The organism is Aeromicrobium sp. P2_G6 (genome assembly GCF_056403535.1).
In genome coordinates, this window is the sequence record NZ_JBFUFH010000002.1 from 393,261 (window position 1) to 418,585 (window position 25,325).

The 25,325-nt window shown below is 68.6% G+C and carries 32 protein-coding genes and 1 tRNA gene; 21 read left to right on the plus strand and 12 right to left on the minus strand.

All coding sequences use genetic code 11. The annotated features are described in order from the left end of the window. Positions 1–2: 2 nt before the first annotated feature. The 3 genes from AC1DVU_RS08410 to AC1DVU_RS08420 form a co-directional block, all read right to left on the minus strand. Positions 3–1,295, minus strand: coding sequence for a GNAT family N-acetyltransferase (locus tag AC1DVU_RS08410; protein ID WP_476921987.1), 1,293 nt, complete (start codon positions 1,293–1,295; stop codon positions 3–5). 323 nt (positions 1,296–1,618) lie between these two features. Further along, complete coding sequence (locus AC1DVU_RS08415) at positions 1,619–2,176, minus strand: isochorismatase family protein (protein ID WP_476921988.1); 558 nt, start codon at positions 2,174–2,176, stop codon at positions 1,619–1,621. After that, entirely contained in the window at positions 2,173–3,489 is a 1,317-nt protein-coding gene (locus AC1DVU_RS08420) for a nicotinate phosphoribosyltransferase (protein WP_476922466.1), read from the minus strand. The genes AC1DVU_RS08415 and AC1DVU_RS08420 overlap by 4 nt, the downstream gene beginning before the upstream one ends. Positions 3,490–3,781: 292 nt before the next feature. Between AC1DVU_RS08420 and AC1DVU_RS08425 the strand changes: the two genes are divergently transcribed. The 3 genes from AC1DVU_RS08425 to AC1DVU_RS08435 all read left to right on the plus strand — a co-directional run bounded on the left by AC1DVU_RS08425 (position 3,782) and on the right by AC1DVU_RS08435 (position 5,842). Further along, positions 3,782–4,777, plus strand: a complete 996-nt coding sequence (locus tag AC1DVU_RS08425) for a CHAP domain-containing protein (RefSeq protein ID WP_476921989.1) — start codon at positions 3,782–3,784, stop codon at positions 4,775–4,777. Positions 4,778–4,866: 89 nt separating this feature from the next. Then, positions 4,867–5,163 (plus strand): ATP-dependent Clp protease adapter ClpS, encoded by a 297-nt coding sequence (clpS, locus tag AC1DVU_RS08430; RefSeq protein WP_159541240.1) that lies wholly within the window; start codon positions 4,867–4,869, stop codon positions 5,161–5,163. Between the two features lie 94 nt (positions 5,164–5,257). Continuing rightward, entirely contained in the window at positions 5,258–5,842 is a 585-nt protein-coding gene (locus AC1DVU_RS08435; protein ID WP_476921990.1) for a DUF2017 domain-containing protein, read from the plus strand. A 4-nt stretch (positions 5,843–5,846) separates the two neighbouring features. Here AC1DVU_RS08435 and AC1DVU_RS08440 read toward each other — a convergent pair whose 3' ends face one another. Together AC1DVU_RS08440 and AC1DVU_RS08445 are read right to left on the minus strand one after the other, a co-directional pair. After that, on the minus strand, positions 5,847–6,740 hold the full coding sequence (locus AC1DVU_RS08440; protein WP_476921991.1) for an alpha/beta fold hydrolase: 894 nt from the start codon (positions 6,738–6,740) through the stop codon (positions 5,847–5,849). Positions 6,741–6,759: 19 nt separating this feature from the next. Further along, positions 6,760–7,353 carry a TetR/AcrR family transcriptional regulator gene (locus AC1DVU_RS08445; protein ID WP_476921992.1) on the minus strand — a complete coding sequence of 198 codons (594 nt, stop codon included), beginning with the start codon at positions 7,351–7,353 and terminating at the stop codon, positions 6,760–6,762. Between the two features lie 111 nt (positions 7,354–7,464). Here AC1DVU_RS08445 and AC1DVU_RS08450 point away from each other — a divergent pair, with 111 nt between their 5' ends. The 13 genes from AC1DVU_RS08450 to rdgB all read left to right on the plus strand — a co-directional run bounded on the left by AC1DVU_RS08450 (position 7,465) and on the right by rdgB (position 17,359). Continuing rightward, positions 7,465–8,595 carry a sensor histidine kinase gene (locus AC1DVU_RS08450; RefSeq protein ID WP_476921993.1) on the plus strand — a complete coding sequence of 377 codons (1,131 nt, stop codon included), beginning with the start codon at positions 7,465–7,467 and terminating at the stop codon, positions 8,593–8,595. Continuing rightward, complete coding sequence (locus tag AC1DVU_RS08455; RefSeq protein WP_476921994.1) at positions 8,592–9,254, plus strand: response regulator; 663 nt, start codon at positions 8,592–8,594, stop codon at positions 9,252–9,254. Before AC1DVU_RS08450 ends, AC1DVU_RS08455 begins: the two co-directional genes overlap by 4 nt. 120 nt (positions 9,255–9,374) lie before the next feature. Further along, a complete protein-coding gene (locus AC1DVU_RS08460) occupies positions 9,375–9,623 on the plus strand; it encodes an SHOCT domain-containing protein (protein WP_476921995.1) in 249 nt (82 codons plus the stop codon). Beyond that, positions 9,620–10,528 (plus strand): ABC transporter ATP-binding protein, encoded by a 909-nt coding sequence (locus AC1DVU_RS08465; RefSeq protein ID WP_476921996.1) that lies wholly within the window; start codon positions 9,620–9,622, stop codon positions 10,526–10,528. Before AC1DVU_RS08460 ends, AC1DVU_RS08465 begins: the two co-directional genes overlap by 4 nt. After that, positions 10,521–11,381, plus strand: a complete 861-nt coding sequence (locus AC1DVU_RS08470; protein ID WP_476921997.1) for an ABC transporter permease — start codon at positions 10,521–10,523, stop codon at positions 11,379–11,381. The genes AC1DVU_RS08465 and AC1DVU_RS08470 overlap by 8 nt, the downstream gene beginning before the upstream one ends. Positions 11,382–11,451: 70 nt before the next feature. Beyond that, on the plus strand, positions 11,452–11,928 hold the full coding sequence (locus AC1DVU_RS08475; protein ID WP_476921998.1) for a M67 family metallopeptidase: 477 nt from the start codon (positions 11,452–11,454) through the stop codon (positions 11,926–11,928). Further along, positions 11,928–12,215: a MoaD/ThiS family protein gene (locus AC1DVU_RS08480; RefSeq protein ID WP_476921999.1), complete on the plus strand. Its 288-nt coding sequence runs from the start codon at positions 11,928–11,930 to the stop codon at positions 12,213–12,215. Before AC1DVU_RS08475 ends, AC1DVU_RS08480 begins: the two co-directional genes overlap by 1 nt. Positions 12,216–12,225: 10 nt before the next feature. Continuing rightward, positions 12,226–13,173, plus strand: a complete 948-nt coding sequence (locus AC1DVU_RS08485) for a PLP-dependent cysteine synthase family protein (protein WP_476922000.1) — start codon at positions 12,226–12,228, stop codon at positions 13,171–13,173. A 118-nt stretch (positions 13,174–13,291) separates the two neighbouring features. Next, the gene (locus AC1DVU_RS08490; protein WP_476922001.1) at positions 13,292–14,269 is read left to right on the plus strand and encodes a ribose-phosphate diphosphokinase; all 978 of its coding nucleotides are present in this window, start codon (positions 13,292–13,294) and stop codon (positions 14,267–14,269) included. 88 nt (positions 14,270–14,357) lie between these two features. Next, positions 14,358–15,167 carry a glutamate racemase gene (gene murI / locus AC1DVU_RS08495; RefSeq protein ID WP_476922002.1) on the plus strand — a complete coding sequence of 270 codons (810 nt, stop codon included), beginning with the start codon at positions 14,358–14,360 and terminating at the stop codon, positions 15,165–15,167. Beyond that, a complete protein-coding gene (locus AC1DVU_RS08500; RefSeq protein WP_476922003.1) occupies positions 15,164–15,925 on the plus strand; it encodes an MBL fold metallo-hydrolase in 762 nt (253 codons plus the stop codon). Before murI ends, AC1DVU_RS08500 begins: the two co-directional genes overlap by 4 nt. Positions 15,926–15,941: 16 nt before the next feature. Continuing rightward, complete coding sequence (gene rph, locus AC1DVU_RS08505) at positions 15,942–16,661, plus strand: ribonuclease PH (RefSeq protein ID WP_476922004.1); 720 nt, start codon at positions 15,942–15,944, stop codon at positions 16,659–16,661. After that, on the plus strand, positions 16,658–17,359 hold the full coding sequence (gene rdgB / locus AC1DVU_RS08510) for an RdgB/HAM1 family non-canonical purine NTP pyrophosphatase (protein ID WP_476922005.1): 702 nt from the start codon (positions 16,658–16,660) through the stop codon (positions 17,357–17,359). The genes rph and rdgB overlap by 4 nt, the downstream gene beginning before the upstream one ends. Here rdgB and AC1DVU_RS08515 read toward each other — a convergent pair. The 3 genes from AC1DVU_RS08515 to AC1DVU_RS08525 all read right to left on the minus strand — a co-directional run bounded on the left by AC1DVU_RS08515 (position 17,356) and on the right by AC1DVU_RS08525 (position 19,840). After that, positions 17,356–18,063 (minus strand): SGNH/GDSL hydrolase family protein, encoded by a 708-nt coding sequence (locus tag AC1DVU_RS08515; protein WP_476922006.1) that lies wholly within the window; start codon positions 18,061–18,063, stop codon positions 17,356–17,358. The two genes, rdgB and AC1DVU_RS08515, sit on opposite strands and share 4 nt — an antisense overlap. A 132-nt stretch (positions 18,064–18,195) precedes the next feature. Next, positions 18,196–18,660: a tRNA (cytidine(34)-2'-O)-methyltransferase gene (locus AC1DVU_RS08520; protein WP_476922007.1), complete on the minus strand. Its 465-nt coding sequence runs from the start codon at positions 18,658–18,660 to the stop codon at positions 18,196–18,198. Between the two features lies 1 nt (position 18,661). Continuing rightward, positions 18,662–19,840: a benzoate/H(+) symporter BenE family transporter gene (locus tag AC1DVU_RS08525; protein ID WP_476922008.1), complete on the minus strand. Its 1,179-nt coding sequence runs from the start codon at positions 19,838–19,840 to the stop codon at positions 18,662–18,664. A gap of 58 nt (positions 19,841–19,898) precedes the next feature. Here AC1DVU_RS08525 and AC1DVU_RS08530 point away from each other — a divergent pair, with 58 nt between their 5' ends. The 3 genes from AC1DVU_RS08530 to AC1DVU_RS08540 are packed head-to-tail and all read left to right on the plus strand — an operon-like array spanning position 19,899 to position 21,904. Then, positions 19,899–20,324 carry an SRPBCC family protein gene (locus tag AC1DVU_RS08530; RefSeq protein ID WP_476922009.1) on the plus strand — a complete coding sequence of 142 codons (426 nt, stop codon included), beginning with the start codon at positions 19,899–19,901 and terminating at the stop codon, positions 20,322–20,324. Positions 20,325–20,355: 31 nt separating this feature from the next. Next, positions 20,356–21,249, plus strand: a complete 894-nt coding sequence (locus AC1DVU_RS08535; protein WP_476922010.1) for a DMT family transporter — start codon at positions 20,356–20,358, stop codon at positions 21,247–21,249. 31 nt (positions 21,250–21,280) lie between these two features. Continuing rightward, positions 21,281–21,904 (plus strand): GntR family transcriptional regulator, encoded by a 624-nt coding sequence (locus tag AC1DVU_RS08540; RefSeq protein ID WP_476922011.1) that lies wholly within the window; start codon positions 21,281–21,283, stop codon positions 21,902–21,904. 7 nt (positions 21,905–21,911) lie between these two features. Here AC1DVU_RS08540 and AC1DVU_RS08545 read toward each other — a convergent pair whose 3' ends face one another. The 4 genes from AC1DVU_RS08545 to bcp form a co-directional block, all read right to left on the minus strand. Continuing rightward, entirely contained in the window at positions 21,912–22,073 is a 162-nt protein-coding gene (locus tag AC1DVU_RS08545) for a hypothetical protein (protein WP_476922012.1), read from the minus strand. Between the two features lie 289 nt (positions 22,074–22,362). Beyond that, positions 22,363–22,444 (minus strand) — tRNA-Leu (locus AC1DVU_RS08550). Between the two features lie 23 nt (positions 22,445–22,467). Next, a complete protein-coding gene (locus AC1DVU_RS08555; RefSeq protein ID WP_476922013.1) occupies positions 22,468–22,956 on the minus strand; it encodes an HNH endonuclease signature motif containing protein in 489 nt (162 codons plus the stop codon). Positions 22,957–22,990: 34 nt separating this feature from the next. Further along, a complete protein-coding gene (gene bcp, locus AC1DVU_RS08560; protein ID WP_476922014.1) occupies positions 22,991–23,458 on the minus strand; it encodes a thioredoxin-dependent thiol peroxidase in 468 nt (155 codons plus the stop codon). A gap of 73 nt (positions 23,459–23,531) precedes the next feature. Between bcp and AC1DVU_RS08565 the strand changes: the two genes are divergently transcribed. Together AC1DVU_RS08565 and AC1DVU_RS08570 are read left to right on the plus strand one after the other, a co-directional pair. Next, positions 23,532–23,780 carry a DUF3618 domain-containing protein gene (locus tag AC1DVU_RS08565; protein ID WP_476922015.1) on the plus strand — a complete coding sequence of 83 codons (249 nt, stop codon included), beginning with the start codon at positions 23,532–23,534 and terminating at the stop codon, positions 23,778–23,780. Between the two features lie 34 nt (positions 23,781–23,814). After that, positions 23,815–24,933 carry an FUSC family protein gene (locus AC1DVU_RS08570; protein ID WP_476922016.1) on the plus strand — a complete coding sequence of 373 codons (1,119 nt, stop codon included), beginning with the start codon at positions 23,815–23,817 and terminating at the stop codon, positions 24,931–24,933. Positions 24,934–25,325 lie beyond the last annotated feature (392 nt).

Here is a 25,325-nt window from a genome sequence, read left to right on the forward strand (position 1 = left end):
GCTCAGAACCAGATGCTGAGGAACGGGGCGATCGGGGAGCGGAACATCGCCTCGAGCTCGGCCGCCTTGCCGCTCACCCGTCCGGCCGCGGCCAGCATGAGCGGTGAGATGCCGCCGAGGTAGACCGCGGCGAGCTCTTCGACCGTCATCGACACGTCCGACGGCTCGTCTGTCGCCGTGACGATCGCGTTGCCAGACGGATCTACCTCGAGTGCCCACGATCCATCGCAGGCTCCGAATGGATCCGTCACGCCGAGGACCAGGCGACCGGGTGCCGCATAGGTGCGTGCCTGAAGGGCAGCCGGGACGTCGAGGATGCGGATCCAGAGGTGATCGAGCTCCGCGACCCTGACCGAGCGGAAGTCAGACACCATCCAGCGCACCGGCTCGTCGACCGGCCTCAGGTGCGCCTTGACCTCGGACACGAGGTCCATCTCGAGCACGAAGCGCCACAGCGCGGCATACGCGTCATCGGTTGCCGTCACGAGGTGCAGCAGGTCGAGCCGGTGCTGGGTGAAGTCGTCGGGGTTCTCGGTGAGCTTGTAGCTGGCGAATCCCTGCAGCTGGCCGGTGGCGTCGTCGTAGCGGACGAAGCGCTGCTTCTTGGCGTCCTCGTCGCCGAGCATGAGCCCGAGCTGGCGATCCCAGAGGATGCCGTCGTAGGCGATCTGTCCCGGGGTTGCGAGGCGTACGCGCTCGACGAGGGCGAGCCCGTCCTCGAGCAACTGTCGCCCGGAGACGAAATGGACGCGACCGTCAGGCTCTGGTCCGGTCCACCTGGCACGGCGCGTGTCGATCGTGAGGTCGCGGGCCAGTGCTGCCGGTGCGAAGCCGAACCGACCGTAGATCGTCGACTCCGACACGGTCAGCGTGGCAATCGGGGCGCCGTATGCCTGCGCGGTGCGGAGCTCGGCCTCGAGGAGTGCCCGAGCGACTCCGCGCCGACGGTGCGTGGGCGCCACGGTGACGCCGCTGATGGCCCATGACGGCACGGAACGTCCGCCCGGGACGGTGAGATCGGCCGGCCACACCTCGGTGGTCGCGACCGGCTCCTCCGGGACTGCGACCGAGTCGTCGAACACCCCGGTCGTCCGGCGCCCTGCGACGTAGCCGCGGCGCTGCTCGATCGCCTCCTCGGTCTCCACGCCGTTGTGGAAACCCCGCGACTCAGCGCGGGACCACGCGGCGTACGCCTGCTTGTCGGAGTTGTCGAGCAGCTCGAGTCGCAGTCCGTCGGCCGCGAGCCGCTCGCGTGACGTGGAGTCGACCGGCAGGTGGAGGTGGTCGGTGCCCATTGCCTCAGGCTATCCGTGCCGCCAGACAAGCTGACGCCGGCCGATCCTGCGATGTTCACCCGGATGTCATCCGCTCGTGAACACGGCGCGAGATCGTCGAAGCATGTCAGACGTCACGCTGCCATCGCGCTGGTCCCTGCTCCTGCGTTCCCTCACCGTGCCGACGCTCGCCGGTGTCATCGCCGGTTCGGTCGCGGCGATCGTCGTGCCGCTCCGTCAGTGAGTCACGCGTCGCTCGGCTTGGCGGTTTACCACGTTCTCCTGGTAAACCGTCACTTCTCCGGGCAGATCTGCATGGAGGAGTGACGGTTTCCCCGGTGAAGTCACGCGTCGCTGACGGTCACGCCGGCCGCCGCCCAGTCGCGGTGCACCTCGGGCAGGTTGGCCGGCGACACGGCAGCGGTGAGGCCCTCGATGACCCGCACCGAGAAGCCCTCGCGTGCGGCGTCGAGAGCGGTCGCCCGTACGCAGTAGTCCGTCGCGATGCCGCACACGTCCACCGCGTCGATGCCAGCATCGCGGAGCCAGGCGGCGAGGCCCACGCCGTCCGCCGAGGCGCCTTCGAAACCGGAGTAGGCAGCGGCGTACTCGCCCTTGTAGAAGATCTCGTCGAACATGGCCGGCTCGAGCGGCGGGTGGAACTCCTCGCCCGACGTGCCGACCACGCAGTGCCGCGGCCAGGAGTCGACGAAGTCGGGCGTGTCCGAGAAGTGTGCGCCCGGATCGATGTGGTGGTCGCGGGTTGCGACGACCGTGGCGTACGTCCTGGCGGCCAGCAAGTCGGCCACGTCCGTGGCGACCTGCGCGCCTCCCGCAACGGCGAGCGAGCCGCCCTCGCAGAAGTCGTTCTGCACGTCGACGACGATCAGTGCGGTTGTCATGCTGTGGTCTCCTCGTAGACGGTGTCGATGGCCGGCTCGCCGCGCAACAGCTGCATCGCCGACTGCGGCAGCTCGGCGAGCGAGGCGCGGAGCCGCTCGCGGGCGTCGTCGAGGGTTTCCTTGTGCACGCGGGCGCCGTCGCGTACGAGCTCGACCAGCAGCCTCCGGTCGTCGCCGTCATCAGCCGGCTCGAGGCCGATGCCGATGACCTCGGCCTGCGCCGTGCCGTCGGTGTCGCGGCGACGCAGTGCGGACTTGCGGCCGCCGACCGAGATCTTGTCCTTGCTCTTCTTTGCGACCGGGACCAGCTCTCCGTCGTCGTCGGCGCGTGCCACGAGCTTGTAGACGAAACCGCTCGTCGGCGCTCCGGATCCCGTCACGAGTGCGGTGCCGACGCCGTACCCGTCGACCGGGGCAGCGGCCAGCGCCGCGATGGCGTACTCGTCGAGGTCGCTGGTCACGGTGATCCGAGTCGACGTCGCACCGAGCTCGTCGAGCTGCTTGCGCACCTCTGCCGCCAGCGCGACGAGGTCGCCGGAGTCGAGGCGTACGCCGCCCAGCTCGGGACCTGCGACGTCGACCGCTGTGCGGATCGCCTCGGGGATGTCATACGTGTCGACCAGCAGCGTCGTGCCGGGGCCGAGCGCCCGGACCTGAGCCTCGAAGGCGGCGCGCTCGGTGTCGTGCAGCAGCGTGAAGGAGTGCGCGCTGGTGCCCGTCGTGGGAATCCCGTACGTACGCCCGGCCTCGAGGTTGGAGGTGGCGGCGAATCCGGCGATGTAGGCCGAGCGCGCCGCGGCGACGGCTGATGCCTCGTGCGTACGGCGAGAGCCCATCTCGATGCACGGCCGGTCGCCGGCCGCCGAGATCATCCGGGCCGCCGCCGAGGCAATCGCGGAGTCGTGGTTGAGGATCGAGAGGAACACCGTCTCGAGGATGACGCACTCGGCGAACGTTCCCTCGACGATCAGCACGGGGGACTGGGGGAAGTAGAGCTCGCCGTCGGGGTAGCCCCAGACCGTGCCGGTGAACCGGTAGTCGGCGAGCCACTCGATCGTGTCGGCGTCGACCACGTTCGCCTCGCGGAGCCAGTCGAGCTCGGCCTGCTCGAAGCGGAAGTCGTCGAGCGTATCAAGGAGGCGTCCGACGCCGGCGACCACGCCGTAGCGACGACCCTCGGGCAACCTGCGCGCGAACAGCTCGAACACCGAGCGCCGCTGCGCCGTGCCGTCCCGCAGCGTCGCTTGCAGCATCGTGAGCTCGTAGCGGTCGGTCAGCAGCGCCGTGCTGGCATTCGCGTTCACGGTGTCCAGCGTAGAACCCAGCGCGCCCGTGGCAGCCCCAACAGCTGCGGGAGGGCCGTCCTCGAGCACGAGAAATTGTCACACCGGTTTACGGAACAACCTGTCCAAAGTCGATTTATCGTCGGAAACAGGTGCCAAACGTCCAAGGGGTGGGCAGAGGCAATCTGGGGGTAGAAAGATGAACAATTCACAACGATTCATTCGTCGGGTTCTCGGGATCTTTCTCAGCTCGATATTTTTCGTCGCCACACTCACGCTGGCTCCAGCGGCGCAGGCCGGGTCGACCAGGTTGTGCACAGGGATGCTCGCCTGTCTTCTGGCCGGCCGGAGCGATGGCGGCTACACGGCCGTCTCGATCCTGCCGTATTGGAATCAAGTGACAGGGCACAACTGCACGAACTACATCGCCTACCGACTGACTCACGGCGGTCGCATGGTCGCCAGGCCCCCTGGCACGGCCGGGGCTGCGACCTGGGCAGACGCAGCACGAGCCTGGGGGGTGCCGGTCAACAACGTTCCGGCAGTGGGTGCCATTGCCTGGTGGCCCGCCGGTGTGCCTGGCTCGCCCACCGGGCACGTCGCCTACGTTGAGCAGGTCATGTCCGACGGATCGATCCTGGTCTCCGAGGACAGTCTGGGAGGCGACTTCGACTGGCGACAACTCACACCGGGGACCGGCTGGCCCTCAGCCTTCATCCACTATCCACCGTCGAACGGCACTCCTCAGGGTGTCTTCACCTCGGTGACCTCGACCGTGGCCGGGCAGATCGACTTCTGGGCAACGTCCGCCGATCCCGACAACGCTCTCCTCGAACCTGGCTATCTGGTGACGCTCGGCGGCCCGCGTGGGACTCCGGGTGTCGAGACCTTCAGCTTCACAAGTCCGTACTTCACGTTCCACCGCATCAAGACCGTCAAGACCCGCGGTCCGACGACGATGTACCTCTACGCGCTCAACACGCTGCTCACGGCGGGCAGCGACGTCCTGCTCGGGTCGCGCCCGGTGACCATCCGCAGCGCCTCGACCACGACCGCTGCGATGGTCGACCCCACGATCACCGCTGCCACGGTGCCGAAGATCACCGTCACCGTCGCGCCCAGTGCAGCGAGCGGCAAGCTGGACATCACGCGAGGGACAACTCTGCTCACGTCCGTCACGGTCGCAGCAGGAGGGACGCACACCTTCACGCTGTCGCTCCCCAAGCAGGTCAAGGGCACCCACGCGATCCAGGCGCGCTACCGCGGGTCCACCACCTATCTGGCGAGTAGTGCGCAGGTCACGGTGACGGTCAGCTGATCGTGATCGTCAGGCATCGAAGAGGCGGGCAACCACTGGGTTGAGCAGACCCGTTTCGCCTCGTCAGGTGCCTGCGACACAATGGCTGTATGTCCACACCGTCGCCCGTTGAGATCGCGGAGCCCGACGTTGATGAGATCGTCGAGCTCGAGGATCCCTGGGTCACCATCGTCTGGAACGACCCGGTCAACCTGATGTCGTACGTGGCCTATGTGTTTCGCAACTACTTCGGCTACACCGAGGAGAAGGCGCACGAGCTCATGCTCGCGGTGCACCACGAAGGCAAGGCCGTGGTTTCGAGCGGCAGCCGCGAGCAGATGGAGCGTCACGTGCAGGCCATGCACGAGTACGGACTGTGGGCAACGCTGGAACGGCAGGACGCCTAGTGCTGACGCAACCATCGGCCGAGCGGAGCGAGGCAGGGCTTCTGGGCGAAGCCCAGCGGCGACGCAGTCGCCGACACAGTGAGCGGAGCGAGATGTGAAGCCGTTCAAGAAGCGTCGCCGCGGCGGCATCACCGCGACGTTCGAGGCCGGCGAGGCGCATCTGCTCGCGAGCCTGTCGGGGCAGGTCGTCGAGCTGCTGCGGGATCGCAACGGTGCCGACGAGTCCACCGCCGATCCGCTGGCGACACAGCTCGGCATGGGCGGTCCGTCGCTGCCGCCGGAGGACCCCGTCCTCTGGCGCCTGCTGCCGGATGCGTACCGCGACGACGAGGAGGGCGCCGGCGAGTTCCGGCGGTTCACCGAGCGCTCGCTGACGTCGGCCAAGGTGGCCAATGCCGAGGCCCTCATCGGCTCGCTTGTCGACGGTGGCCTCACGTTCGGGACGCCACCCGACGATGTCGAGGAACCGATCGAGATCGAGCTCGACGACGACGAGGTGCAGGCCTGGCTCCGGGCGCTGACGGACGTACGCCTGTCATTGGCCGTGCGTCTCGGCATCGAGGAGGAGGACGACATCCTGCTCGTGGCGCAGTCCGAGGACGAGGCCATCGCTGCGATGTCGGAGATCTACGACTGGCTCGGCTACGTGCAGGAAACCCTCATCGCCGCGCTCGACTGACCGTTCACGCGGTCTGCTCCAGCTCGTCGAGCTGACCGGCGATGACGAAGGCCACGACCTGCCGCACGACGGCGTCGTCCGTGAGGATGCTCCGGTGACCAAGGCCTTCGGTCGTGGTGAGCTGCGCGCCCTCCCAGCTGTCGACGAGCTCCACGGTGGAGGCGTACTTGGCGGAGCGATCGTTGCGGTCATGGATCACCAGAAGCTCCGGCCGCTCGATCTCCTGGGCGAGGCGTACGAAGTCGACCTCGTCGACGGCAAGCCCGACGCGCTCGTACGCCCGCTGCTCGAGGCGCTTGCGGATCCGGGGCCCGAAGCCGAGTCCCGCCTGGAGGACGGGCAGGTGGTCGCCGATGCGGACCATCGGCGCGACGAGGGCCAGTCGCTCGGTGCCCAGCCAGCCGTAGCGGAGGGTCAGCCCTGTGGCGAGGCCGCCCATCGAGTGCGCGACGACGGCGTGTGCCGGGCCGTGGACCGCCGCCACGGCGTCGAGGGCACGGCCCATCTCGACCGCGTGGCTCTGGCCGGCGACGGCACCCGGATCGGAGCTGCCGTGACTCGGTGCGTCGTGGGTGACGACCGTGAACCCGGCTGCCACCAGCGGCGGCACCAGCTTGGCCATCTGGGTCTCGTTGCCGCCCCAGCCGTGCACGAGGTAGACCACGGGGCCCGATCCCCAACGATGTCCTCGGACGGTGCTGCCTTGTGCCTCGACCTCGAACGACGTGCTCCCGTGCGGAAGGTCCCCGACAGGAGAGGTCGGCAGCCTGAACCACCACCGGTCCGCCCATCGGGCGCCGGCGGAGGGCAGTGTGTGCTCGAGCATCCGGAACGACGCCCGCAGCAGCTGCTGAGAAGGCCGAACGATCGTGCTTTTTGGTGCGGATGAGACTGCCATGACGGTTCCTTCGATGGGTTCAGGCCGGCTGGCCGGCGTGGGTGATGAGCGAGTCGAACGCGCGACGCACGCGCTCGGGGGCCTTGGGGTCGCGCAGCAGTCGCGAGGCGTGCTGGTGGGCGAGCGTGAGGGCGTGCACCTCGTAGGCGAACTGGTCGAGGTCGAGGTCGTCGCGGAACTCGCCCTCGCTGACGGCCGTGCCGGCGACGGTGGCGATCATCTCGAGCCAGTCACGCTCGTCGCGGACGAGGGCGTCGCGAACGGGTCCGGGCTGGTCGTCGAGCTCGGAGCACGCCGCGACGAACAGACAGCCGCCGTCAGCGGACGCCTCCGACCAGGTGACCCATGCGTCGAACAGCACCCGGAGTCGAGCCACGCCGCGCGGGGTCTGCAGCGCCGGGCGTACGACCTGGTCGACGAACCGCTCGCGCGTATGACGCAGGATCTCGATCTGCAGGGCCTCCTTGGACGCGAAGTGCGCATAGAGGCCGCTCTTGGACATCCCGGTGTGCGCCGCGAGCTGCCCGATCGTCATGCCGGTCAGCCCGACCTTGGCGGCCACTGCGGTCGCCTCGGTCAGGATCGCGTGTCGCGTCTCGTCACCCTTGGACATCCATCAGTTATAGCACGGTCGTTCTTTTCTTGTCGACTACGCCCGCTGGCGTACGCCCACATCCTCCGTCGGTGCGATGACGCGCCTGTGCGGTTCGCCTACCGTGAGGACATGTCCGTCGACCTGAGAGCCGTGCCGCGGCCTGCGCTCTTCGGACTGCTGCCGCTGGCGTTCTTCCAGGTCGCGGGCACGATCGGCGCGAGCCGCAACCAGACGGGTCAGCGCGAGCTCGACGCGCTCGCCATCGCGATCGCGGTGCTCGGTCCGGCCTCGCTGCTGCTCCTGCTTCGCTGGCCGCGGCAGGTCTTTGCGTTCGTCGTCGCCATCACGGCGACCTATCTGCTGCGCGACTACGCGTACGGTCCGGTGTTCGCGAGCCTGGCGATCGCCACCGTGGGGACCGTGGTGCGCGGTCATCGCGTGACGGCGTGGCTCGGGCTCGGTGCGCTCGACGCGGTGTTCGCGGTCCAGCGGCAGATGTACGACCACCCGTGGTCGTGGTCCTTGCTGTCCGGGGTCGTGGCGTGGTCGCTCGTCGTGTTGGCCTTCGGCGAAGTCGTGCGGGTCCGGCAAGAGCGGTTCTCGGCCGCCCGGCAGGCGCGTGCCGAGTCGGCGCGCCGGCAGGCCAACGAGGAACGCCTCCAGATCGCCCGCGAGCTGCACGACGTCGTGGCGCACCACATCTCGCTGATCAACGTGCAGGCCGGCGTCGCGCTGCACATCGTCGACCGCAAGCCCGAGCAGGCACAGACTGCGCTCGAGGCGATCAAGGACGCCAGCAAGGAGGCGCTCGTCGAGCTCCGGTCGTTGGTCGGCATCCTGCGCGACGTCGACGAGCAGGCGCCCCGCCGGCCGACCGGCACGCTGGCGTCGCTCGACGATCTGGTCGAGCGCAGCGGTCATGCCGGCCTGGAGGTGCGCAAGACGATCCGGGGCGACGTACGGCCGCTGCCATCGTCGGTCGAGCTCGCCGCCCTGCGGATCGTCCAGGAGGCGATCACCAACGTCGTACGCCATGCCGCCGCGACGCACGCCGACATCGTCCTTGCGTACGAGCCCGAGGAGTTGACCGTGACGGTCGAGGACGATGGCCGCGGATTCGTCGAGGCCGACTCAGGCGGGACCGGCATCGTCGGCATGCGCGAGCGGGCCGCAACCCTCGGCGGGACGATCGAGGTCGGCCGCGGACATGCCGGAGGGACGCGCGTGCACGCCTCCCTGCCGCTGAGGAGTCGCTCATGATCCGCGTCGTGCTCGTCGATGACCAGGCTTTGCTGCGGGCCGGCTTCCGCGCGCTGCTCGACGCCGAGGACGACATCGACGTGGTCGCGGAAGCCTCGAACGGCGGCGAGGCGCTGGAGGTCATCACGCGGCACGCACCCGACGTCGTGCTCATGGACATCCGCATGCCCGGAATCGACGGCCTCGAGGCCACCCGCCGGATCACCGCCGACCCGGCGCTCGAGGGTGTCCGGGTCGTGATCCTCACGACGTTCGACCTCGATGAGTATGTCTTCGAGGCGATCCGGATCGGTGCGAGCGGGTTCCTCGTCAAGGACACCGAGCCGGCCGAGCTGCTGGCCGGCATACGCGCCGTGGCAGCGGGTGATGCGTTGCTGTCGCCGGGTGTGACGCGCCGGCTGATCTCGGAGTTCGCGGACCGCAGCCGCAGCACCGCGAGCCCCGCCGTGCTCGAGCCACTGACCGAGCGCGAGCGGGAGGTCGTGGCCCTCGTCGGCGAGGGGCTCAACAACGAGGAGATCGGGGCGCGGCTGTTCATGAGCCCGGCGACGGCGAAGACGCACGTCAGCCGGGCGATGATCAAGCTGCACGCGCGCGACCGGGCCCAGCTCGTCGTGATGGCGTACGAGTCCGGTCTCGTACGCCCGGGGTGGTCCTGAGCTCCGCTCGGTACGCCCTCGGGCGTACGTGAAGAGACTCCGCCTGGCCGATTCGCCGGAGGTGAGCTCTCACGAGACTCGAAGAGTCAGCAATTTCAGTCTCGTTCAAGGAGTTTCATCATGTTGTCCACCCAGCTTCTCGCCCACGACGCCTGGGACGGCCCGGGCCCGTGGTGGCCGCTCATCCCGCTGTTCTGGCTCGCGTTCATCGTCATCGTCTTCGCGACATTCGGCCGCTTCGGCCGTCGCCGCTGGCACCGCGGATCGTACGCGGGGGAGTCCCGGCTGGCTGAGCGTTACGCGGCCGGAGAGATCAACGAGGCCGAGTACCGCGAGCGCCTGGCGGTGCTCCGGGAGAGGGACAAGTGAGCGCCGAGACGGTCGTCGAGATCCGTGACCTGACCAAGACGTACGACACGGTCACGGCCGTCGACCGGATCAGCCTGACCGTGCGGCGCGGCGAGGTCTACGGATTCCTCGGCCCCAACGGCGCCGGGAAGACGACCACGCTGCGCATGCTGCTGGGCCTCATCCGGCCGACGAGCGGGGACGTCACGGTCCTCGGCCGTCGGCCGGGCGATGCGGGGGTGCTCGCGCGGGTCGGCTCGATGATCGAAGGGCCGGCGTTCTACCCCTTCCTGTCAGGTCGGGCCAACCTCGAGGTCGTCGCGCGCTATGCCGGCACGGGGTCGGCGACGATCGCCGAGGCGCTGAAGACGGTCGACCTGGCCTCGCGTGGCTCCGACAAGTTCGCGACGTACTCGCTCGGCATGAAGCAGCGCCTCGGCGTCGCGGCCGCGCTGCTCAAGGACCCGGACCTCGTGGTGCTCGACGAGCCCACGAACGGCCTGGATCCCGCGGGCATGCGCGACATGCGGGCGCTCATTCGCAGGCTCGGCGACTCGGGCCGCACCGTGATCCTGTCGAGCCACATGCTCGGCGAGGTGCAGCAGATCTGCGACCGCGTGGGCGTCATCAACGCCGGGCGCATGGTTGTCGAGAGCACGGTCGAGGAGCTTCGCGGCGACAGCGAGCTCGTCATCCGGGCCACGCCGGCCGACGTCGTCCGGGCGACGCTGGACCAGCTGGCGTACGTCCAGACGATCCGCACCCTCGACAGTGAGCTGCGATTGCGCGTTGACGAGCGTCATACCGGCGAGGTCACCCGCGCCCTCGTCCTCGCAGGCACCGACGTGCACGAGGTCCGCCGGGTCGACCGCCAGCTCGAGGACGTGTTCTTCGAGATCACCGCAAAGGAGTCCAGTCATGTCTAGCGTCGTCGACGTCACCCGAGCCGAGCTGTTCAAGCTCGTACGCCGTCCGGCCGCCTGGACGTTGCTCGCCGCGGCCGTGCTGCTGAGCCAGGTCTTCGGCTACCTGGTTCCGTACCTCTCCTTCGCCGGTGACGGCGGCTCGGGGCCGATCGAGGGCGCGTCGAAGGAGGCGATCCTCGCCAGCACACTGCCCGACCAGATCGTGGCCAGCGCGCTCGGCGGCTTCCCGGTGTTCGCCGGTGCGCTGGCGCTCGTGTTCGGCGCACTGGTGCTCGGCAGTGAGTACGGCTGGGGCACGGTCAAGACGATGCTTACGCAGCGCCCCGGGCGTACGACCGTGCTGGCGGGGCAGGCCATCGCCCTCGCGGTCTCGGTGGCGGTCGGCGTGCTCGTCCTGTTCATCCTCGGTGCAGCCAGCTCGACCGCGATCGCGCTCGGGCAGGGTGAGTCGACCACGTTCCCCTCGCCGCTCGACCTGCTCGGCGGGTACGGCGCCGGCGTCGCGATCATGCTGATGTGGGCGGGCCTGGGCGGCGCGCTCGGCGTCGTGCTCCGCGGTGTCGCGTTGCCGATCGGGCTCGGGGTGGTCTGGGTGCTCGGCGTCGAGAACCTCATAGCCGGTGTCGCCAGCTCGGTGCTCACGGCGCTGCGTCCGCTGCGCGACGTGATGCCGGGCATCAACGCCGGGTCCCTGGCCTCCGCGGTGATGCCGACGCGTCCTGCGGGTGTCGAGACGCCTCCGGGGATCAACTCCGACGTCGCTGACGGCCGCGCGCTCGTCACGGTGGCCTGCTACATCGTGGTGTGCCTGGCCGTGGCGCTGTGGACGTATCGCCGGCGCGACGTCGCCTGACCCGTCATCGCGGCGTCTCAGCGGATGGCCGGCGCTGAGACGCCGCGGTGTGGGCCGATAAACTCGGCTGGTGCTGACCATCGACCGAGCCACGCATGACGCGATCATCGCGCACGCGCGACGCGACCACCCGGACGAGGCCTGCGGCGTCGTCGCCGGGCCGATCGGCTCCGACGTGCCCGCACGGTTCATCCCGATGCTCAATGCCGCGATGTCCCCGACGTTCTACGAGTTCGACTCCGGCGACCTGCTCAAGCTCTACCGCGAGATGGACGACCGCGACGAGGAGCCCGTCGTCGTCTACCACTCGCACACCTCGACCGAGGCCTATCCGTCGCGCACCGACATCAACCTCGCGGGTGAGCCGGGAGCGCACTACGTGCTCGTGTCGACCCGTGACGGCGCCGATCAGGGTGGACCGGTGGAGTTCCGGTCCTACCGGATCGTCGACGGCGAGGTCACCGAGGAAGAAGTTCGCGTCGTCGACAGTTATGAAGACGACGAAGTCACCGACGCCGAAGCACCCCAACAGAAGGCAGAACACTGATGGCCATCGAGGTCCGCATCCCCACGATCCTGCGCCCCTACACCGATGGCGAGCGTGCCGTCGCAGGCAGCGGAGCGACGGTCGCCGAGCTGATCGACAAGCTCGAGGTCGACCACCCCGGCATCCAGGAGCGCCTGCTCGAGAACGGTGAGGCCCGCCGCTTCGTCAACATCTACGTCAACGACGAGGACATCCGGTTCACCGGTGGCCTCGACACCGCGGTCGCCGACGGCGACACCGTGGTGATCCTGCCGGCGGTCGCCGGCGGCGCTGTCTCCGGGTTCTAGGACACCCAGAGTGCGCTTCGACTCCCTGATCGACTCCGTCGGCGGCACGCCGCTGGTCGGGCTCCCCAATCTCTCGCCGACCCCGGACGTACGCCTGTGGGCCAAGCTCGAGGACCAGAACCCGACCGGGTCGATCAAGGACCGCGCGGCGCTCAGCATGATCCTGCGGGCGGAGAAGGACGGTCAGCTCTCGCCCGGCGCCACGATCCTGGAGCCGACCAGCGGCAACACCGGCATCTCGCTGGCAATGGTGGCGAGCCAGCGCGGCTACAAGCTGATCTGCGTCATGCCCGAGAACACCTCGATCGAGCGCACGCAGCTGCTGACGATGTGGGGCGCCGAGATCATCCCGTCGCCCGCGGCGGGCGGCTCCAACGAGGCCGTGCGCGTGGCCAAGGGGCTCGCTGCCGAGCACCCCGACTGGATCATGCTCTACCAGTACGGCAACCCGGCCAACGCCGACGCGCACTACGAGGGCACGGCTCCGGAGATCCTCGCCGACCTGCCCGAGGTCACCCACTTCGTCGGTGGCCTCGGCACGACGGGCACCCTGATGGGTGTCGGCCGGTTCTTCCGCGAGCACAAGCCCGAGGTGCGGATCGTTGCAGCTGAGCCGCGCTACGGAGAGCTCGTCTACGGGCTGCGCAACCTCGACGAGGGCTTCGTCCCCGAGCTCTATGACGGGTCGCTGATCGACTCACGGTTCAGCGTCGGCCCCCGCGACGCCGTACGCCGGGTGCGAGAGCTGATCGAGTCCGAAGGCATCTTCGCCGGCATCTCCACCGGCGCCATCCTGCACGCTGCTCTCGCCCAGGCGGCCAAGTGCGTCAAGGCCGGCGAGACCGCCGACATCGCGTTCGTGGTCGCGGACGGCGGCTGGAAGTACCTCTCGACGGGTGCGTACGAAGGCACGCTCGACGAGGCCGAGGACAAGCTCGACGGCCAGCTCTGGGCCTGACGACCCAAGCCCCTCGATTCGTGACGATCTGCACGTGTCTGCGGTCGCGGAGGGGTGCAAATCGTCACAAATCGCCGAGGTCGTATCGCAACGCCACCCCGTCGGTTAGCCTCGTCCCGTGAGCCAGATCGTGGTGTTCTCCGGAAGCGCTCATCGACCCCTCGCCGAGAAGATCTGTTCCGAGCTCGGCCAGCCGTTGTCGGCGTCCGACACGATCCGCTTCAGCAACGACTGCCTCCAGGTGCAGCTGCTCGCCAACTGCCGCAAGAAGGACGTCTTCATCATCCAGCCGCTGGTCCCGCCGACGCAGGACCACCTGATGGAGCTGCTGCTCATGATCGACGCGGCCCGCGGTGCGAGCGCTGACTCCGTCACAGCGGTCATCCCGCACTACGCCTACGCCCGGTCGGACAAGAAGGACGCCTCCCGCATCTCGATCGGTGGCCGTCTCGTCGCCGACATGCTGACGACCGCCGGTGCGGACCGGGTCGTCACCATGACGCTGCACGCGCCGCAGGTGCATGGGTTCTTCAGCGTCCCGGTCGACCACCTCACCGCGATCGGCGAGCTCGCCGACTACTACCGCAACCGCGACCTCGCCAACACCGTCGTCGTCTCGCCCGACCTCGGCAACGCCAAGACCGCGTCGCTGTTCGCCCGCCTCCTCGGCGTACCGGTCGCAGCCGGCAGCAAGCAGCGCCAGGCCGACGACAAGGTCGTGATCGACGCGATCGTCGGTGACGTCGCCGGCAAGACGGCGATCGTGCTCGACGACGAGATCGCCACCGGCGGGTCGATCATCGAGCTCATGAACAAGCTGGAGGAGGAAGGGTGCACCGAGGCGTCGGTTGCCTGCACGCACGGCCTCTTCACCGGCAAGGCGGTCGAGCGGCTCCGCAACCACCCCTCCATCACCGAGGTCGTCACGACCGACACCGTGCCGCCGCCGGCTGACTGGCCCGAGCTCCAGGTGCGTTCCATCGCCGGCCTGTTCGCCGAGGCGATCGCCCGCATCCACGCCGGCGAGTCCGTCTCGTCGCTGTTCGACGGCGTCGACCCGGCGCACGCCCCGCCACAACCCAAGCTCCCGCTCTAGCTCCGATGAGCGGGGGAGCCGAGGATCACGTGTGATCTGCGGCCTGTTCACTTTGTCGTAACACGCGACACCCGTACGCTTTTCGGTTGTGAGCAATTCACCGATCGGCATCTTCGACTCCGGCTTCGGCGGCTTGACCGTCGCCCGCGCCGTTCTCGACCAGCTGCCGCACGAACCGGTGCTCTACCTGGGCGACACCGCCCGCCAGCCGTACGGCCCCAAACCCATCTCCGAGGTGCGCGAGTACGCCCTGGAGTGCCTCGACCACCTCGTCGCCCAGGGCGTCAAGGCCCTGGTCATCGCATGCAACTCCGCCAGCGCCGCGGTGCTGCGCGACGCCCGCGAGCGCTACGACGTACCGGTCGTCGAGGTCATCGTGCCGGCCACTCGGCGGGCGGTCAGCGCCACGCGCAACGGCTCGATCGGCGTGATCTGCACCGAGGCGACTGCGACCTCCCAGGCGTACGACGACGCCTTCGCAGCCAACCCGGGCATCACGTTGCACACCCAGGCGTGCCCCGCATTCGTCGACCTCGTCGAGGCCGGCATCACGAGCGGCCCCGAGCTGCTCGCGGCCGCCGAGGGCTACCTTCGCCCGCTGATCGACCTCGAGGTCGACACGCTCGTGCTCGGCTGCACCCACTACCCCCTGCTCACGGGCGTGCTGTCGTACGTCATGGGCGACGGCGTCACGCTGGTCTCGAGCGCCGAGGAGACCGCCAAGGATGTGTACGCGCTGCTGGTCCGTGAAGGCCTCGAGCGTGACCTCGCGCTGCCGGAGCCGGAGCACTTCTTCCTGACGACCGGCCGCCCTGAGGAGTTCACGGCGCTCGCCCGCCGGTTCCTCGGACCCGAGGTCGAGTCGGCCCGCCAGTTCTCCTGGGTCGGTGCCACATGAAGCTCACCGTGATCGGCTGCGCCGGTTCGTTCCCCAGCCCCGACTCGCCGGCGAGCTGTTATCTCGTCGAGGCGCCGTTCGAGGGCCGCACCTACCGGCTGGTCATCGATCTGGGTTCGGGCGCGCTCGGCAACCTGCAGCGTGCCTGCGACCTCCGCGACATTGATGCCATCGTGATCTCGCACCTGCACGCCGACCACTGCTTCGACCTCTCGGGTTTCTACGTCGTCAGCAAGTACCACCCCGACGGCGCGCTCGACCGCATCCCGGTGCTGGCGCCGGCCGGGGCGGGGGACTACCTCGCCACGGCCTACGGCATCAAGGACCCGGTTGGCATGAGCGAGCAGTTCGACTTCCGCGACTGGCAGGACGGCGGCACGGTCGAGCTCGGGCCGTTCACGGTCACCTCGATCCTGGTCGACCACCCCGTGCCTGCCTACTCCATCCGCGTCGCCACCGAGGCGCACTCGCTCGTCTACTCCGGTGACACCGGCCCGACGGAGTCACTCGTCGACCTCGCCGGCGGCGCCGACCTGTTCCTGTGCGAGGCGTCGTTCGTCGAGTCCGCCGACAACCCGCCCAACCTTCACCTGACGGGTGCTGAAGCCGGTGACTACGCGACCCGTGCCGGCGTGGGCCGCCTGCTCGTGACGCACATACCCGCGTGGACCGATCGCGCCGAGGTCGAGTCGGACGTCAAGACGACGTGGAACGGCCCCTACGAGCTGGTGACCGCCGGCTCCACCTGTCAGCTTTGATGGATAGGCTCGCGGCATGACCCGCGAAGATGGCCGCAGTGCCGATCAGCTCCGACCCGTGACCATCACCCGCAACTGGCTCGACCACGCGCAGGGCTCCTGCCTCATCGAGTTCGGCAAGACCAAGGTGCTGTGCGCCGCCAGCGCCAGCGAAGGCGTGCCGCGCTGGCGCAAGGGCTCCGGCCTGGGCTGGGTCACCGCCGAGTACGCGATGCTGCCGCAGGCGACGCACGACCGATCGCCGCGTGAGTCGGTCAAGGGTCGCGTCGGTGGGCGTACGCACGAGATCTCGCGCCTCGTGGGGCGCTCGCTCCGCGCCGCGATCGACTACAAGGCGCTCGGCGAGAACACCATCACGATCGACTGCGACGTGCTCCAGGCCGACGGCGGCACCCGCACGGCGGCGATCACCGGCGCCTATGTCGCGCTGGCCGACGCCGTCGAGCACCTCCGGTCCAAGGGCGCGCTGATCGGTGAGCCGCTCGTCGAGTCGATCGCCGCGATCAGCGTGGGCATCATCGACGGAGTCCCGCTGCTCGACCTCCCGTATGTCGAGGACGTCCGCGCCGAGACCGACATGAACGTCGTGATGACCGGCAGTGGCAAGTTCATCGAGGTGCAGGGCACCGCCGAGGGCGCGCCGTTCGACAAGCCCGAGCTCGACGCCCTGCTCGAGCTCGCCGCCAAGGGCTGCGCCGACCTGACCAAGCTGCAGAACGACGCCCTCGGTTCATGACCCAATCCACCCCAGAAAACCGCGGCCGCCCCGGCAGCGCTCGAGACCGGCACGTCGACACGCGGCCGCGCTTTCCCGGGGACCCCGGAAAAGCGGTCGTCCTGGCGTCCAACAACGCCAAGAAGCTGGCCGAGCTGCGCAGGATCCTTGAGCCGCTCGTGCCGGGCATTGAGGTGTACGGCCTCGCCGATGTCACGCCGTACGACGAGCCGGCCGAGACCGAGCCGACCTTCGAGGGCAATGCGCTGATCAAGGCGCGAGCCTGCCTCAAGGCGACCGGACTGCCGTCGCTGGCCGACGACTCGGGCCTGTGCGTCGACGCCCTCAACGGCATGCCGGGTGTGCTCTCGGCACGGTGGTCCGGTGTGGCCAAGGACGCCGGGGGAGATGCCGCCAACAACGCTTTGCTGCTCAGCCAGCTGTCGGACGTGCCGGACGAACGGCGCACCGCGCAGTTCCGCTGTGCCGTCGCGCTGTGCACGCCGGACGGGACCGAGGTGATCGAGCTCGGTGAGATGCCCGGCCGCATCCTCCGGGGAGAGCAGGGTGCCGGTGGCTTCGGCTACGACCCGCTGTTCGCCGCCGACGGCTACGACGTCTCGACGGCCGAGCTGCCGGCTGCTGAGAAGGACCGCATCAGCCACCGTGGCAAGGCGCTCACCGCGATCGCTCCCGCAGTGGTCGCCGCCCTGACTTAGGACGTCTTGTCGAGCGCGGCGATGACCCGCCGTGCGATGGCCAGACTGCCCTGGCGATTGGGGTGGACACCGTCGATCACCCGGTCGGCGGTCAGGGCGCCGCGCGTGCTGACGAACTGGATGCCGTGCTGCTTGGCCTGCGCCCGGATGATCGCCGTGACCCGTGCCCCGTTCGCGGGGTCGAGCGGGCCCCACGGCGGACCCAGCACGACGATGCGGGTCGACTTCGGCAGGAACGTCTGCAGGGTGTCGAGGTAGCGGTCGACGGCGTGCTCGATCATGTCGTTCGGCGCATCGACGAAGCCACCGTCCTCGCACGCCGCCCAGTCGTTGCGGCCGCCCTCGACGATGAGGAGTGACGGAGCCGGTCCGGCGTACGCGTCGGGGCGATCGATGAACGTGTTTCCCGTGCAGGCGTGTCCGGGGCGGAGATAGCCGGAGCCGGACTGCGCATACCGGGTGACCTGCGCGTGGAAGTGGTCGCCCGTGATGCTCCACCAGCCCTGCCGCTCATCGCCGGGATCGTCGTTGTAGCGGGCGGTGATCGAGTCGCCGACCACGACGATGCCGCGTGGCGCGATGCGCGAGACCGTGACGCGCTCATCACCCGTTGCGCCCTGCCAGGCGATGAAGGGGGCGATCAACAACGCGGCCAAGGTGGCGAGGACAACGGATCGGCGGGTGATCACCCTGGGAATGGTCATTCAGTGCGCTTTCTTGATGCTGAGAGCGCCACTCTAAGTCGGATTTGTTGTCCGCCTTGACCAAATGGCTGAAGTCCATCCAAAAGTCATCAAACTTCATCCGAACGGTTCATGAAAGCCTGACTCGATGGACTACTCCGGGAGGGTGAAACCCTGCTGGCGCCACGCTTCGAACACCGCAACCGAGGCCGTGTTGGCGAGGTTCATCGAGCGCCGGCCCGGCAGCATGGGCAGGCGTACGCGCGCCGTCACGCGAGGGTCTTCGAGCACATCGGCCGGCAGGCCGGTCGGCTCGGGACCGAACATCAACACGTCGCCCGGCTCGTACGCCACGTCGGTGTAGAGCTCGTCGCCCCCGGCTGTGAACGCGAAGACGCGGGCCGGGCCGATGGCATCGAGAGCGGCGTCGAGATCTGCGTGGACCGAGACGACGGCGAGGTCGTGGTAGTCGAGCCCGGCCCGCTTGAGCTTGGACTCCTCGAGGTCGAAGCCCAGCGGTTCGACGAGGTGCAGCTCGGCGCCCGTGACGGCGGCCAGCCGGATCGCCGCGCCGGTGTTGCCGGCGATGCGGGGCTCGTAGAACAGGATTCGGAACACGTCAGCCACGCCTCTTCGGGGTCCAGTCCAGCACGGCGTGCACCACGAGTCCGGCGACGATCGCCCAGGCCGCGGACCCGACGCCGTACGCGGTGATGCCCGACGCGGCGACGAGGAACGTGACGACCGCGGCCTCGCGCCCCTTGCGCTGCGACATCGAGCCCTCGAGGGAGTCTGCGAGCGTGCCTAGCAGCGCCAGGCCGGCGACCGTCGCTATGACGCCGACGGGTGCGACTGCGACGAGTGCCGCCAGTGCGGCGGAGGCGGCAGCCAGCACGAGGTACGTCCACCCGGCCGACTGCGACGCGATCCACCGCCGGCTCTTGTCGGGACCGGCGTCGGGCCCTGCCGCGAGCGCGGCGCTGATCGCGGCGAGGTTGGTCGAGTGGGCGCCCGCGGGTGCCCCGACGATCGTGGCGACGCCAGCGGTCACGATCGCGTCCCGCCACGGCACGCGATATCCGAGCGACTTCATGATCGCGACACCCGGGACGTTCTGGGACGCCATCGTGACGATGTAGAGCGGCACCGCGATGCCGACCACCGCCTCCCAGGTCAGCGACGGCCAGGTCAGCGAGAGCTCCGGAACCAGGGACGACGACGCGATGCCTTCGCCGCGACGCAGCATGTCGATGCCGATCACCACGCCGGCGGCCAGGAATGCGGCCGGCACGGCCCAGCGCGGCGCCAGGCGTACGCCGATGAGCCACACCAGGACGATCGGCACGATGGCGCCCGGGTTGTCGACCAGGCTCTCGACCGGTGCGAGGCACAGCTTGAGCACGACGCCGGCAAGCATCGCCTGCGCGATCGGAGCCGGGATGCGCGCGATCAGCCGGCCGAGAGCCGGCCAGAATCCCGTGAGGACGTATGCCGCGCCGGCCAGCATGAACGCGCCGACCGCCGCCGGCCAGCCTCCGTCGACCGTGCTCATGCCGGCGAGCAACGCGGCGCCGGGAGTCGACCAGGCCAGGATGATCGGCATCCGGTGGCGGCGGCTCAGCCACATGACGCCGGCAGCCTGGGTCACGCACAGGGCGAGCAGCCCGGAAGCCGCCTCGTGCCGGTCGGCGCCGACTGCCGACAAGCCGGTGAGGACGACGGCGAACGAGCTCGTGTAGCCCACGATCATCGCGATGATCCCGGCGCTGACCGGCTGCTGCAGCTCCGAACGGCTCATCGGCGACCCGAGAGAATGCACTGCCGCTCCATGAGCATTCACCCTAGACTCTGGCTCCATGGCCTCACCCCAGCGCGTCCACGTCACGCACACGTACACGTCCGATCCCGCCACCGTCTTCGAGAAGCTGTCGGAGCACGAGAACCTTGGCCCGGTGTTCGGTGCCAGGATCACTCGCATCTGCGACGGCGACACGTCGCGCAACGGGCCCGGGTCGACACGTGCGCTGAAGATCGGGCCGATGCCGGAATTCGAGGAGACGACCACGAAGGCTGAGCCCCACTCGCTGATCGAGTACAAGATCAGCAAGGGTGGCCCGCTCCGCGGTCACTGGGGAGTCCAGAAACTCACGCCGACCGCCGATGGCGGCACGACGCTGGACTACACGATCGGCTTCGACATGCCGATTCCGGGGATGGCTCCGCTGGTCGGCAAGGCGCTGTCCCGGGGCCTCAAGAAGGGCCTGCCGAAGCTCACGCCCTGACCTGATGCGCCAGATTGTGTAACAATATGACGTGCGCCCTGCTCTGTTCGTCGTTGCCGCTGCCGTGTGCTTCGCCACGACAGGGACAGCCCAGGCATACGGTCCGGACGATGCATCGGCCACATCTGTCGGGTTGATGCGAATCGTCGCCGGCGGCTCGTTGCTTGCGCTGGTTGCGTGGCGGGTGGCGGACCGGTCAGGCGCACGCGCACCGACGCGGCAGCTGCAACTCGGCGTCGTACTGCTGGGTGGCGCGGCCGTCCTGACGTATCAGCCGGCATTCTTCGCCGGTGTCCGGCTCAACGGCGTGGCCGTCGGCACCGTCGTCGCGCTCGGCGCGGCGCCCGCGATGACCGGACTGCTCGAGTGGCTCCTCACGCGGAGACTGCCGTCGCGGCCGTGGTTCGTGGCCACGGGGTGCGCGGTGATCGGGGTGGCTCTGCTCGGCGGCCTGTTCGACCGGACCGATGCGGGCATCAGCCTCGCCGGGATCGCCGGGTCGCTCGGAGCGGCGCTGTCGTACGCGGTCTACGCGATCGCCGCCAAGCGACTCCTCGAGGACGGTGCGAGCGCCCCCACGGCGATCGGCAGCCTCTTCGGCACAGGGGCGCTGATGGGTGCCCCCTTCCTCCTGCTCGTCGACCTGTCGTGGCTCCGCACGGCCTCAGGGCTGGCGATGGTCGCCTGGCTGGCTGGCGCGACCGTCGCCCTCGCGTACGTCCTCTTCGCGATCGGTCTGCAGAGTCTCAAGGCCTCGACGGTCTCGACGCTCACGCTGGTCGAGCCCATGACGGCGTCCCTCCTCGGCCTCGTGCTGCTCGATGAACACCTGTCGGCGCCCGGCTGGATCGGGCTCGTGGTACTGCTCGCCGGGGTCGCGCTGCTGGCGGTGCCAGGTCGCCGAGTCCAGCCGGTGGCGGCATGAGCAAGCGTGGGCTTCTTGAGGAGGCTGCGGCATGAGCAAGCGTGGGACGGGCGCCGATCGACTCGCCGACGAGCTGCGGCGCCGGGTGTTGTCCGGCGAGCTCGAGCCCGGCGCGCCTCTGCGCGAGGAGGCGTTGTCCGAGGAGTACGACATGTCGCGGCACACGGTGCGCCGCGCCCTCGAACGCCTCGTCGCCGATCGGCTCCTGGTGTCGGAGGCATTCCGGGGTGTCCGCATCACGTCGTTCACGGATGCAGACGTCGTCGCGCTCCAGCAGCTGCGAACGGCACTCGAGTCCGAGGCGGTCCGGCTGATCCGGGTCGAGCACGGCGACTCGTGGCCCGACGACCTGATCGCGCCTCTGGCCGCGGCGGTCGACAAGTTGGCCACCGACCCGTCACCGGAACAGGCGCACTCGGCGTTCCATCGGGCGCTGGTGGGGTCGGCCGGCAGTCCGCGGATCAGCCAGGCATACGAGCGGCTCGACACCGAGATGCTGTTGTTCCTCCGACAGCTGCGCTCGCAGTACGACGGTGCGCTGCTGTGCACCGAGCACCGTGACTACCTCGACGCTGTCCAACGCGTCGGCGAAGAAGCTGTCCGCGAACACCTGGCGCACGCCACGACGATGCTGCTGGAGTCGCGCGGCAGGTGAGGCGCGATCAGCCTTTGGCGTGCGTGTCGTCGGAGGCCGTCGTCTCCGACGAGTCGTGCCAGTGGTCCTGCTCGTCGAAGTACCCGTCACGCCGGTGGCGTGGGTGGGGGGTCGCCTTCCGGGTGTCGGCGTGGCGCTTGCGGCTGAACGGTGTGACGACGTTCGGCATAGGGGATCCCTCCCTCTAGTGGCCCCCACTGTGGGAACCGTCCAGCGCAGATACCCCTCCGGAGGCAGGCGAAACCCCGGGAATCCCAGAGAAATCGGTGCCGATGACAGGACTTGAACCTGCACGTCCGAAGACACGGCATCCTCAGTGCCGCGTGGCTCCGTGGTCACGCACAGGTGAGATGCGACTGCGAGCCTTGGCTCCGTCGCACACGCTCGCAATGCGAAGGGCGCCGGGAATGCGCGAACTGCGCCAGTGCCGATGACAGGGAATGCGCGAACTGCGCGAGTGCCGATGACAGGACTTGAACCTGCACGTCCGAAGACACGGCATCCTAAGTGCCGCGTGTCTACCAGTTCCACCACATCGGCTTGCGCGACCGATCCTAGTCGGGTCAGTGGTGTTCCGTTGAACTGAATCTCCCTCGACTACGACCGGCGAAATTTGGAGTCTGACGGTGGCAGTTCGGGCAGAGGAAGCGCAGATTGACCCTCTGATTGTTGTGGAAGTCGCCATCGATGTGATCGACATCGAGTGTCAGTGGCAATCCAAGCCAGGTGCCGTCGTTGTGGCACGTCGCACAGATGTACGGGACACCTGACTCAAGTAGCGCTCGCCGGAGGAGGGCGGGCTTTTGACGTCTGCTTCGGTCCGTCTGGCGCACGAGGACCTGTTCGGGCGACAACCGGATTCGGCGCGCACCAGGCGGGTAGCGAGTGAAATGCGAGGTGTCGAGGTCGAACTTCTTGATTGTGCGGCTGATATGTGTGTGGGTGCCGCCGTCTTCTCGCAGACCGAGTAATCGAAGCACCCCCGCCACCGAGGTCGCCTGAGCCACGAGCGGCGTCAGAATGTCCCGTGTGTACTTGCGTGCCATCCCCATGTTTCGACGTTAGGCGGAGGCACCGACATGGTTCCTAGTCGAGGCCGAGGTCCCTGCGGAGCTTGGCCACGTGGCCTGTCGCCTTGACGTTGTACTGGGCCAGGGCAATCGTGCCGTCCTCGACGACGAACGTCGACCGGATGACACCTTCGACGACCTTGCCGTAGAGCTTCTTCTCGCCGAACGCGCCCCACTCCTGCAAGACCTCCTTCGACGGGTCCGACAGCAACGTGATCGTCAATCCGTCGCGCTCACGGAACTTGGCAAGCTTTTCGGGCTTGTCCGGTGAGATGCCCAGCACGGTGTAGCCCTCGGCCTGCAGGCGATCGATCGAGTCGCTGAAGTCGCAGGCCTGCTTGGTGCATCCCGGCGTCATGGCTGCGGGGTAGAAGTAGACGATGACCTTCTGGTCCTTGAGGTGCGAGAGCGTGACCTCATCACCGGCGTCATTCGTGAGCGTGAAGTCGGGTGCCTTGTCTCCGGGCTGCAGGCGCGTCGTCATGGGCACTATCCTGACGTATGTGTGCAGGTGAGTGGCTTGCACCCTCCGCAGACCCAGATGAGCGAGGCACGACGTGGCGAAGGCGAAACCCGACGAGATGGTCGACGAGATCGATGAGATCCGCGAGCGACTGGCGGACACCGTCGACGCGCTGATCGACCGCACCAACCCTCGCAACATCGCCCGCCGGAGTCTCTACAACCTGCGCTCCCGATTCATCGACGAGACGGGTTCTCCCAAGCTCGGCACGATCGTCCCGCTGGTCGGTGGCACGGTCGCGGTCGTGGCCGGGATCATCGTCATCCGCCGGCTCGTGCGCTGACCATGTGGCGTACGTTCATGCGTCGTTCTGACTCATGAGCCCGGCGCGCGACATCCCCCTGCGTCGCCTCCGGCTGCGCAAGCCCGCCGAGACGCTGCAGGACCGGCTCTACGTGCTGCGCCGCCGCTGGCGCACGCTGCTGCGGCTGAGCCTCGGCACTGCGATTGCGTACTTCGTCGCGACCCAGGTCCTCGACCACCGGCAGGCCTTCTTCGCCCCGATCGCGTGCATCATCGTGCTGATCTCCGGCGCGGGACTCCGGGGCCGCACGTCGTACGAGCTGGTGGTCGGCGTGTCCCTCGGCGTGCTGGTGGGGGAGCTGCTGATCCTCGGCATCGGTCGGGGCACGTGGCAGATGGCGCTGATCGTGACGCTGACGGTCCTGACCGGGACGCTCCTCGGGCTCAAGGGCCTCGCGTTGACCCAAGCCGCCACCTCCTCGGTGCTGCTCGCAGCGGTCATCCCGGTCGCAGGCTCCGGCAACCCGGCGGTGACCCGCTTCCTGGATGCCCTGGTCGGCGGGGCGGTGGGCCTCGCGATGGTGCTGCTGATCCCGCGCAACCCGATCCGCGACATCGACCGCGAGGTTCAGGGGTTCCTGAGGCGACTCGCCGGTGTCCTCAGCCGCACGGCGCAGGCGCTCCGCACGGTGGATGCGGCGCTTGCCGACGTCGCTCTCGCCGAGGCGCGTTCGATGCAGCCGCAGGTCGAGTCGATGACGTCGACCGCGGCCAACGTCAGCGAGATCGCCCGCATGTCGCCGATGCGCTGGAAGCAACGTGACCACGTGCAGACGTACGTCGCCACGGTCCGCGACCTCGACAACGCTATCCGAGACGCCCGGGTGCTGGCCCGCAAGACCTCGGCCCTGTTGCGCCACGGCGAGGTCGTGCCGCCGGACATGGACCTGGCGATCGATGCGCTGGCGCACGCGATCGGCATCTTCGCCGACGACCTCTCCGAGCACGAGGACTTCGACCACGCACGTCAGGAGCTCGTCGAGGCAGCCAGGATGGCCTCGGCCGCGCTGCCGGACGCCATGACGATGAACAGCGCCTCGATCGCCGCGCAGGTTCGTTCGTTGGCGGCCGACCTGCTGTACGCGAGCGGGTACTCCAGGGACGAGATCGACGAACGCCTGGAATTTGATTGAACCAAGCGAGCCCTGCGAGCGGCGTTCAATCAGGTTGAGCCGAAGCGCGGCGAAGCCGCCAGCTAGTCGAAACCTCGTGAGACGACGACGCGACGCGACAACCAAGCGAGCTCTGCGAGCGCGCGCGAAGTCAGGTTGAGTCGAAGCGCGGCGAAGCCGCCGGCTAGTCGGAACCTCGTGAGACGACGACGCAACGTCACCCAGATGGTTTCGAGGCTGCGGCCGCGGGCGGCCTCCGCACCTCAACCATCGTTGACCCGACCGCCGCGCTGAGTTCAGCCGGGGTTCACTGCTGTCCGGTGGAGTGCAGTCATGGAGTGTCGCGGTCGACCAAACACGCTTTGGAGGACTGCGACACGCCGGATGTTTTACAACCTGTCCCCGGATGCGAT

Coding starts and splice junctions, on each gene's coding strand:
- AC1DVU_RS08555 (WP_476922013.1), bottom strand. CDS start 22,956: ATGGGGATGGCACGCAAGTACACACGGGACATTCTGACGCCGCTCGTG.
- AC1DVU_RS08470 (WP_476921997.1), top strand. CDS start 10,521: ATGTCTAGCGTCGTCGACGTCACCCGAGCCGAGCTGTTCAAGCTCGTA.
- AC1DVU_RS08415 (WP_476921988.1), bottom strand. CDS start 2,176: ATGACAACCGCACTGATCGTCGTCGACGTGCAGAACGACTTCTGCGAG.
- AC1DVU_RS08460 (WP_476921995.1), top strand. CDS start 9,375: ATGTTGTCCACCCAGCTTCTCGCCCACGACGCCTGGGACGGCCCGGGC.
- AC1DVU_RS08570 (WP_476922016.1), top strand. CDS start 23,815: ATGAGCCCGGCGCGCGACATCCCCCTGCGTCGCCTCCGGCTGCGCAAG.
- bcp (WP_476922014.1), bottom strand. CDS start 23,458: ATGACGACGCGCCTGCAGCCCGGAGACAAGGCACCCGACTTCACGCTC.
- AC1DVU_RS08530 (WP_476922009.1), top strand. CDS start 19,899: ATGGCCTCACCCCAGCGCGTCCACGTCACGCACACGTACACGTCCGAT.
- AC1DVU_RS08500 (WP_476922003.1), top strand. CDS start 15,164: ATGAAGCTCACCGTGATCGGCTGCGCCGGTTCGTTCCCCAGCCCCGAC.
- AC1DVU_RS08480 (WP_476921999.1), top strand. CDS start 11,928: ATGGCCATCGAGGTCCGCATCCCCACGATCCTGCGCCCCTACACCGAT.
- AC1DVU_RS08545 (WP_476922012.1), bottom strand. CDS start 22,073: ATGCCGAACGTCGTCACACCGTTCAGCCGCAAGCGCCACGCCGACACC.
- AC1DVU_RS08410 (WP_476921987.1), bottom strand. CDS start 1,295: ATGGGCACCGACCACCTCCACCTGCCGGTCGACTCCACGTCACGCGAG.
- AC1DVU_RS08525 (WP_476922008.1), bottom strand. CDS start 19,840: ATGAGCCGTTCGGAGCTGCAGCAGCCGGTCAGCGCCGGGATCATCGCG.
- AC1DVU_RS08440 (WP_476921991.1), bottom strand. CDS start 6,740: ATGGCAGTCTCATCCGCACCAAAAAGCACGATCGTTCGGCCTTCTCAG.
- clpS (WP_159541240.1), top strand. CDS start 4,867: ATGTCCACACCGTCGCCCGTTGAGATCGCGGAGCCCGACGTTGATGAG.
- AC1DVU_RS08515 (WP_476922006.1), bottom strand. CDS start 18,063: ATGACCATTCCCAGGGTGATCACCCGCCGATCCGTTGTCCTCGCCACC.
- AC1DVU_RS08450 (WP_476921993.1), top strand. CDS start 7,465: ATGTCCGTCGACCTGAGAGCCGTGCCGCGGCCTGCGCTCTTCGGACTG.
- rph (WP_476922004.1), top strand. CDS start 15,942: ATGACCCGCGAAGATGGCCGCAGTGCCGATCAGCTCCGACCCGTGACC.
- rdgB (WP_476922005.1), top strand. CDS start 16,658: ATGACCCAATCCACCCCAGAAAACCGCGGCCGCCCCGGCAGCGCTCGA.
- AC1DVU_RS08425 (WP_476921989.1), top strand. CDS start 3,782: ATGCTCGCCTGTCTTCTGGCCGGCCGGAGCGATGGCGGCTACACGGCC.
- AC1DVU_RS08540 (WP_476922011.1), top strand. CDS start 21,281: ATGAGCAAGCGTGGGACGGGCGCCGATCGACTCGCCGACGAGCTGCGG.
- AC1DVU_RS08455 (WP_476921994.1), top strand. CDS start 8,592: ATGATCCGCGTCGTGCTCGTCGATGACCAGGCTTTGCTGCGGGCCGGC.
- AC1DVU_RS08445 (WP_476921992.1), bottom strand. CDS start 7,353: ATGTCCAAGGGTGACGAGACGCGACACGCGATCCTGACCGAGGCGACC.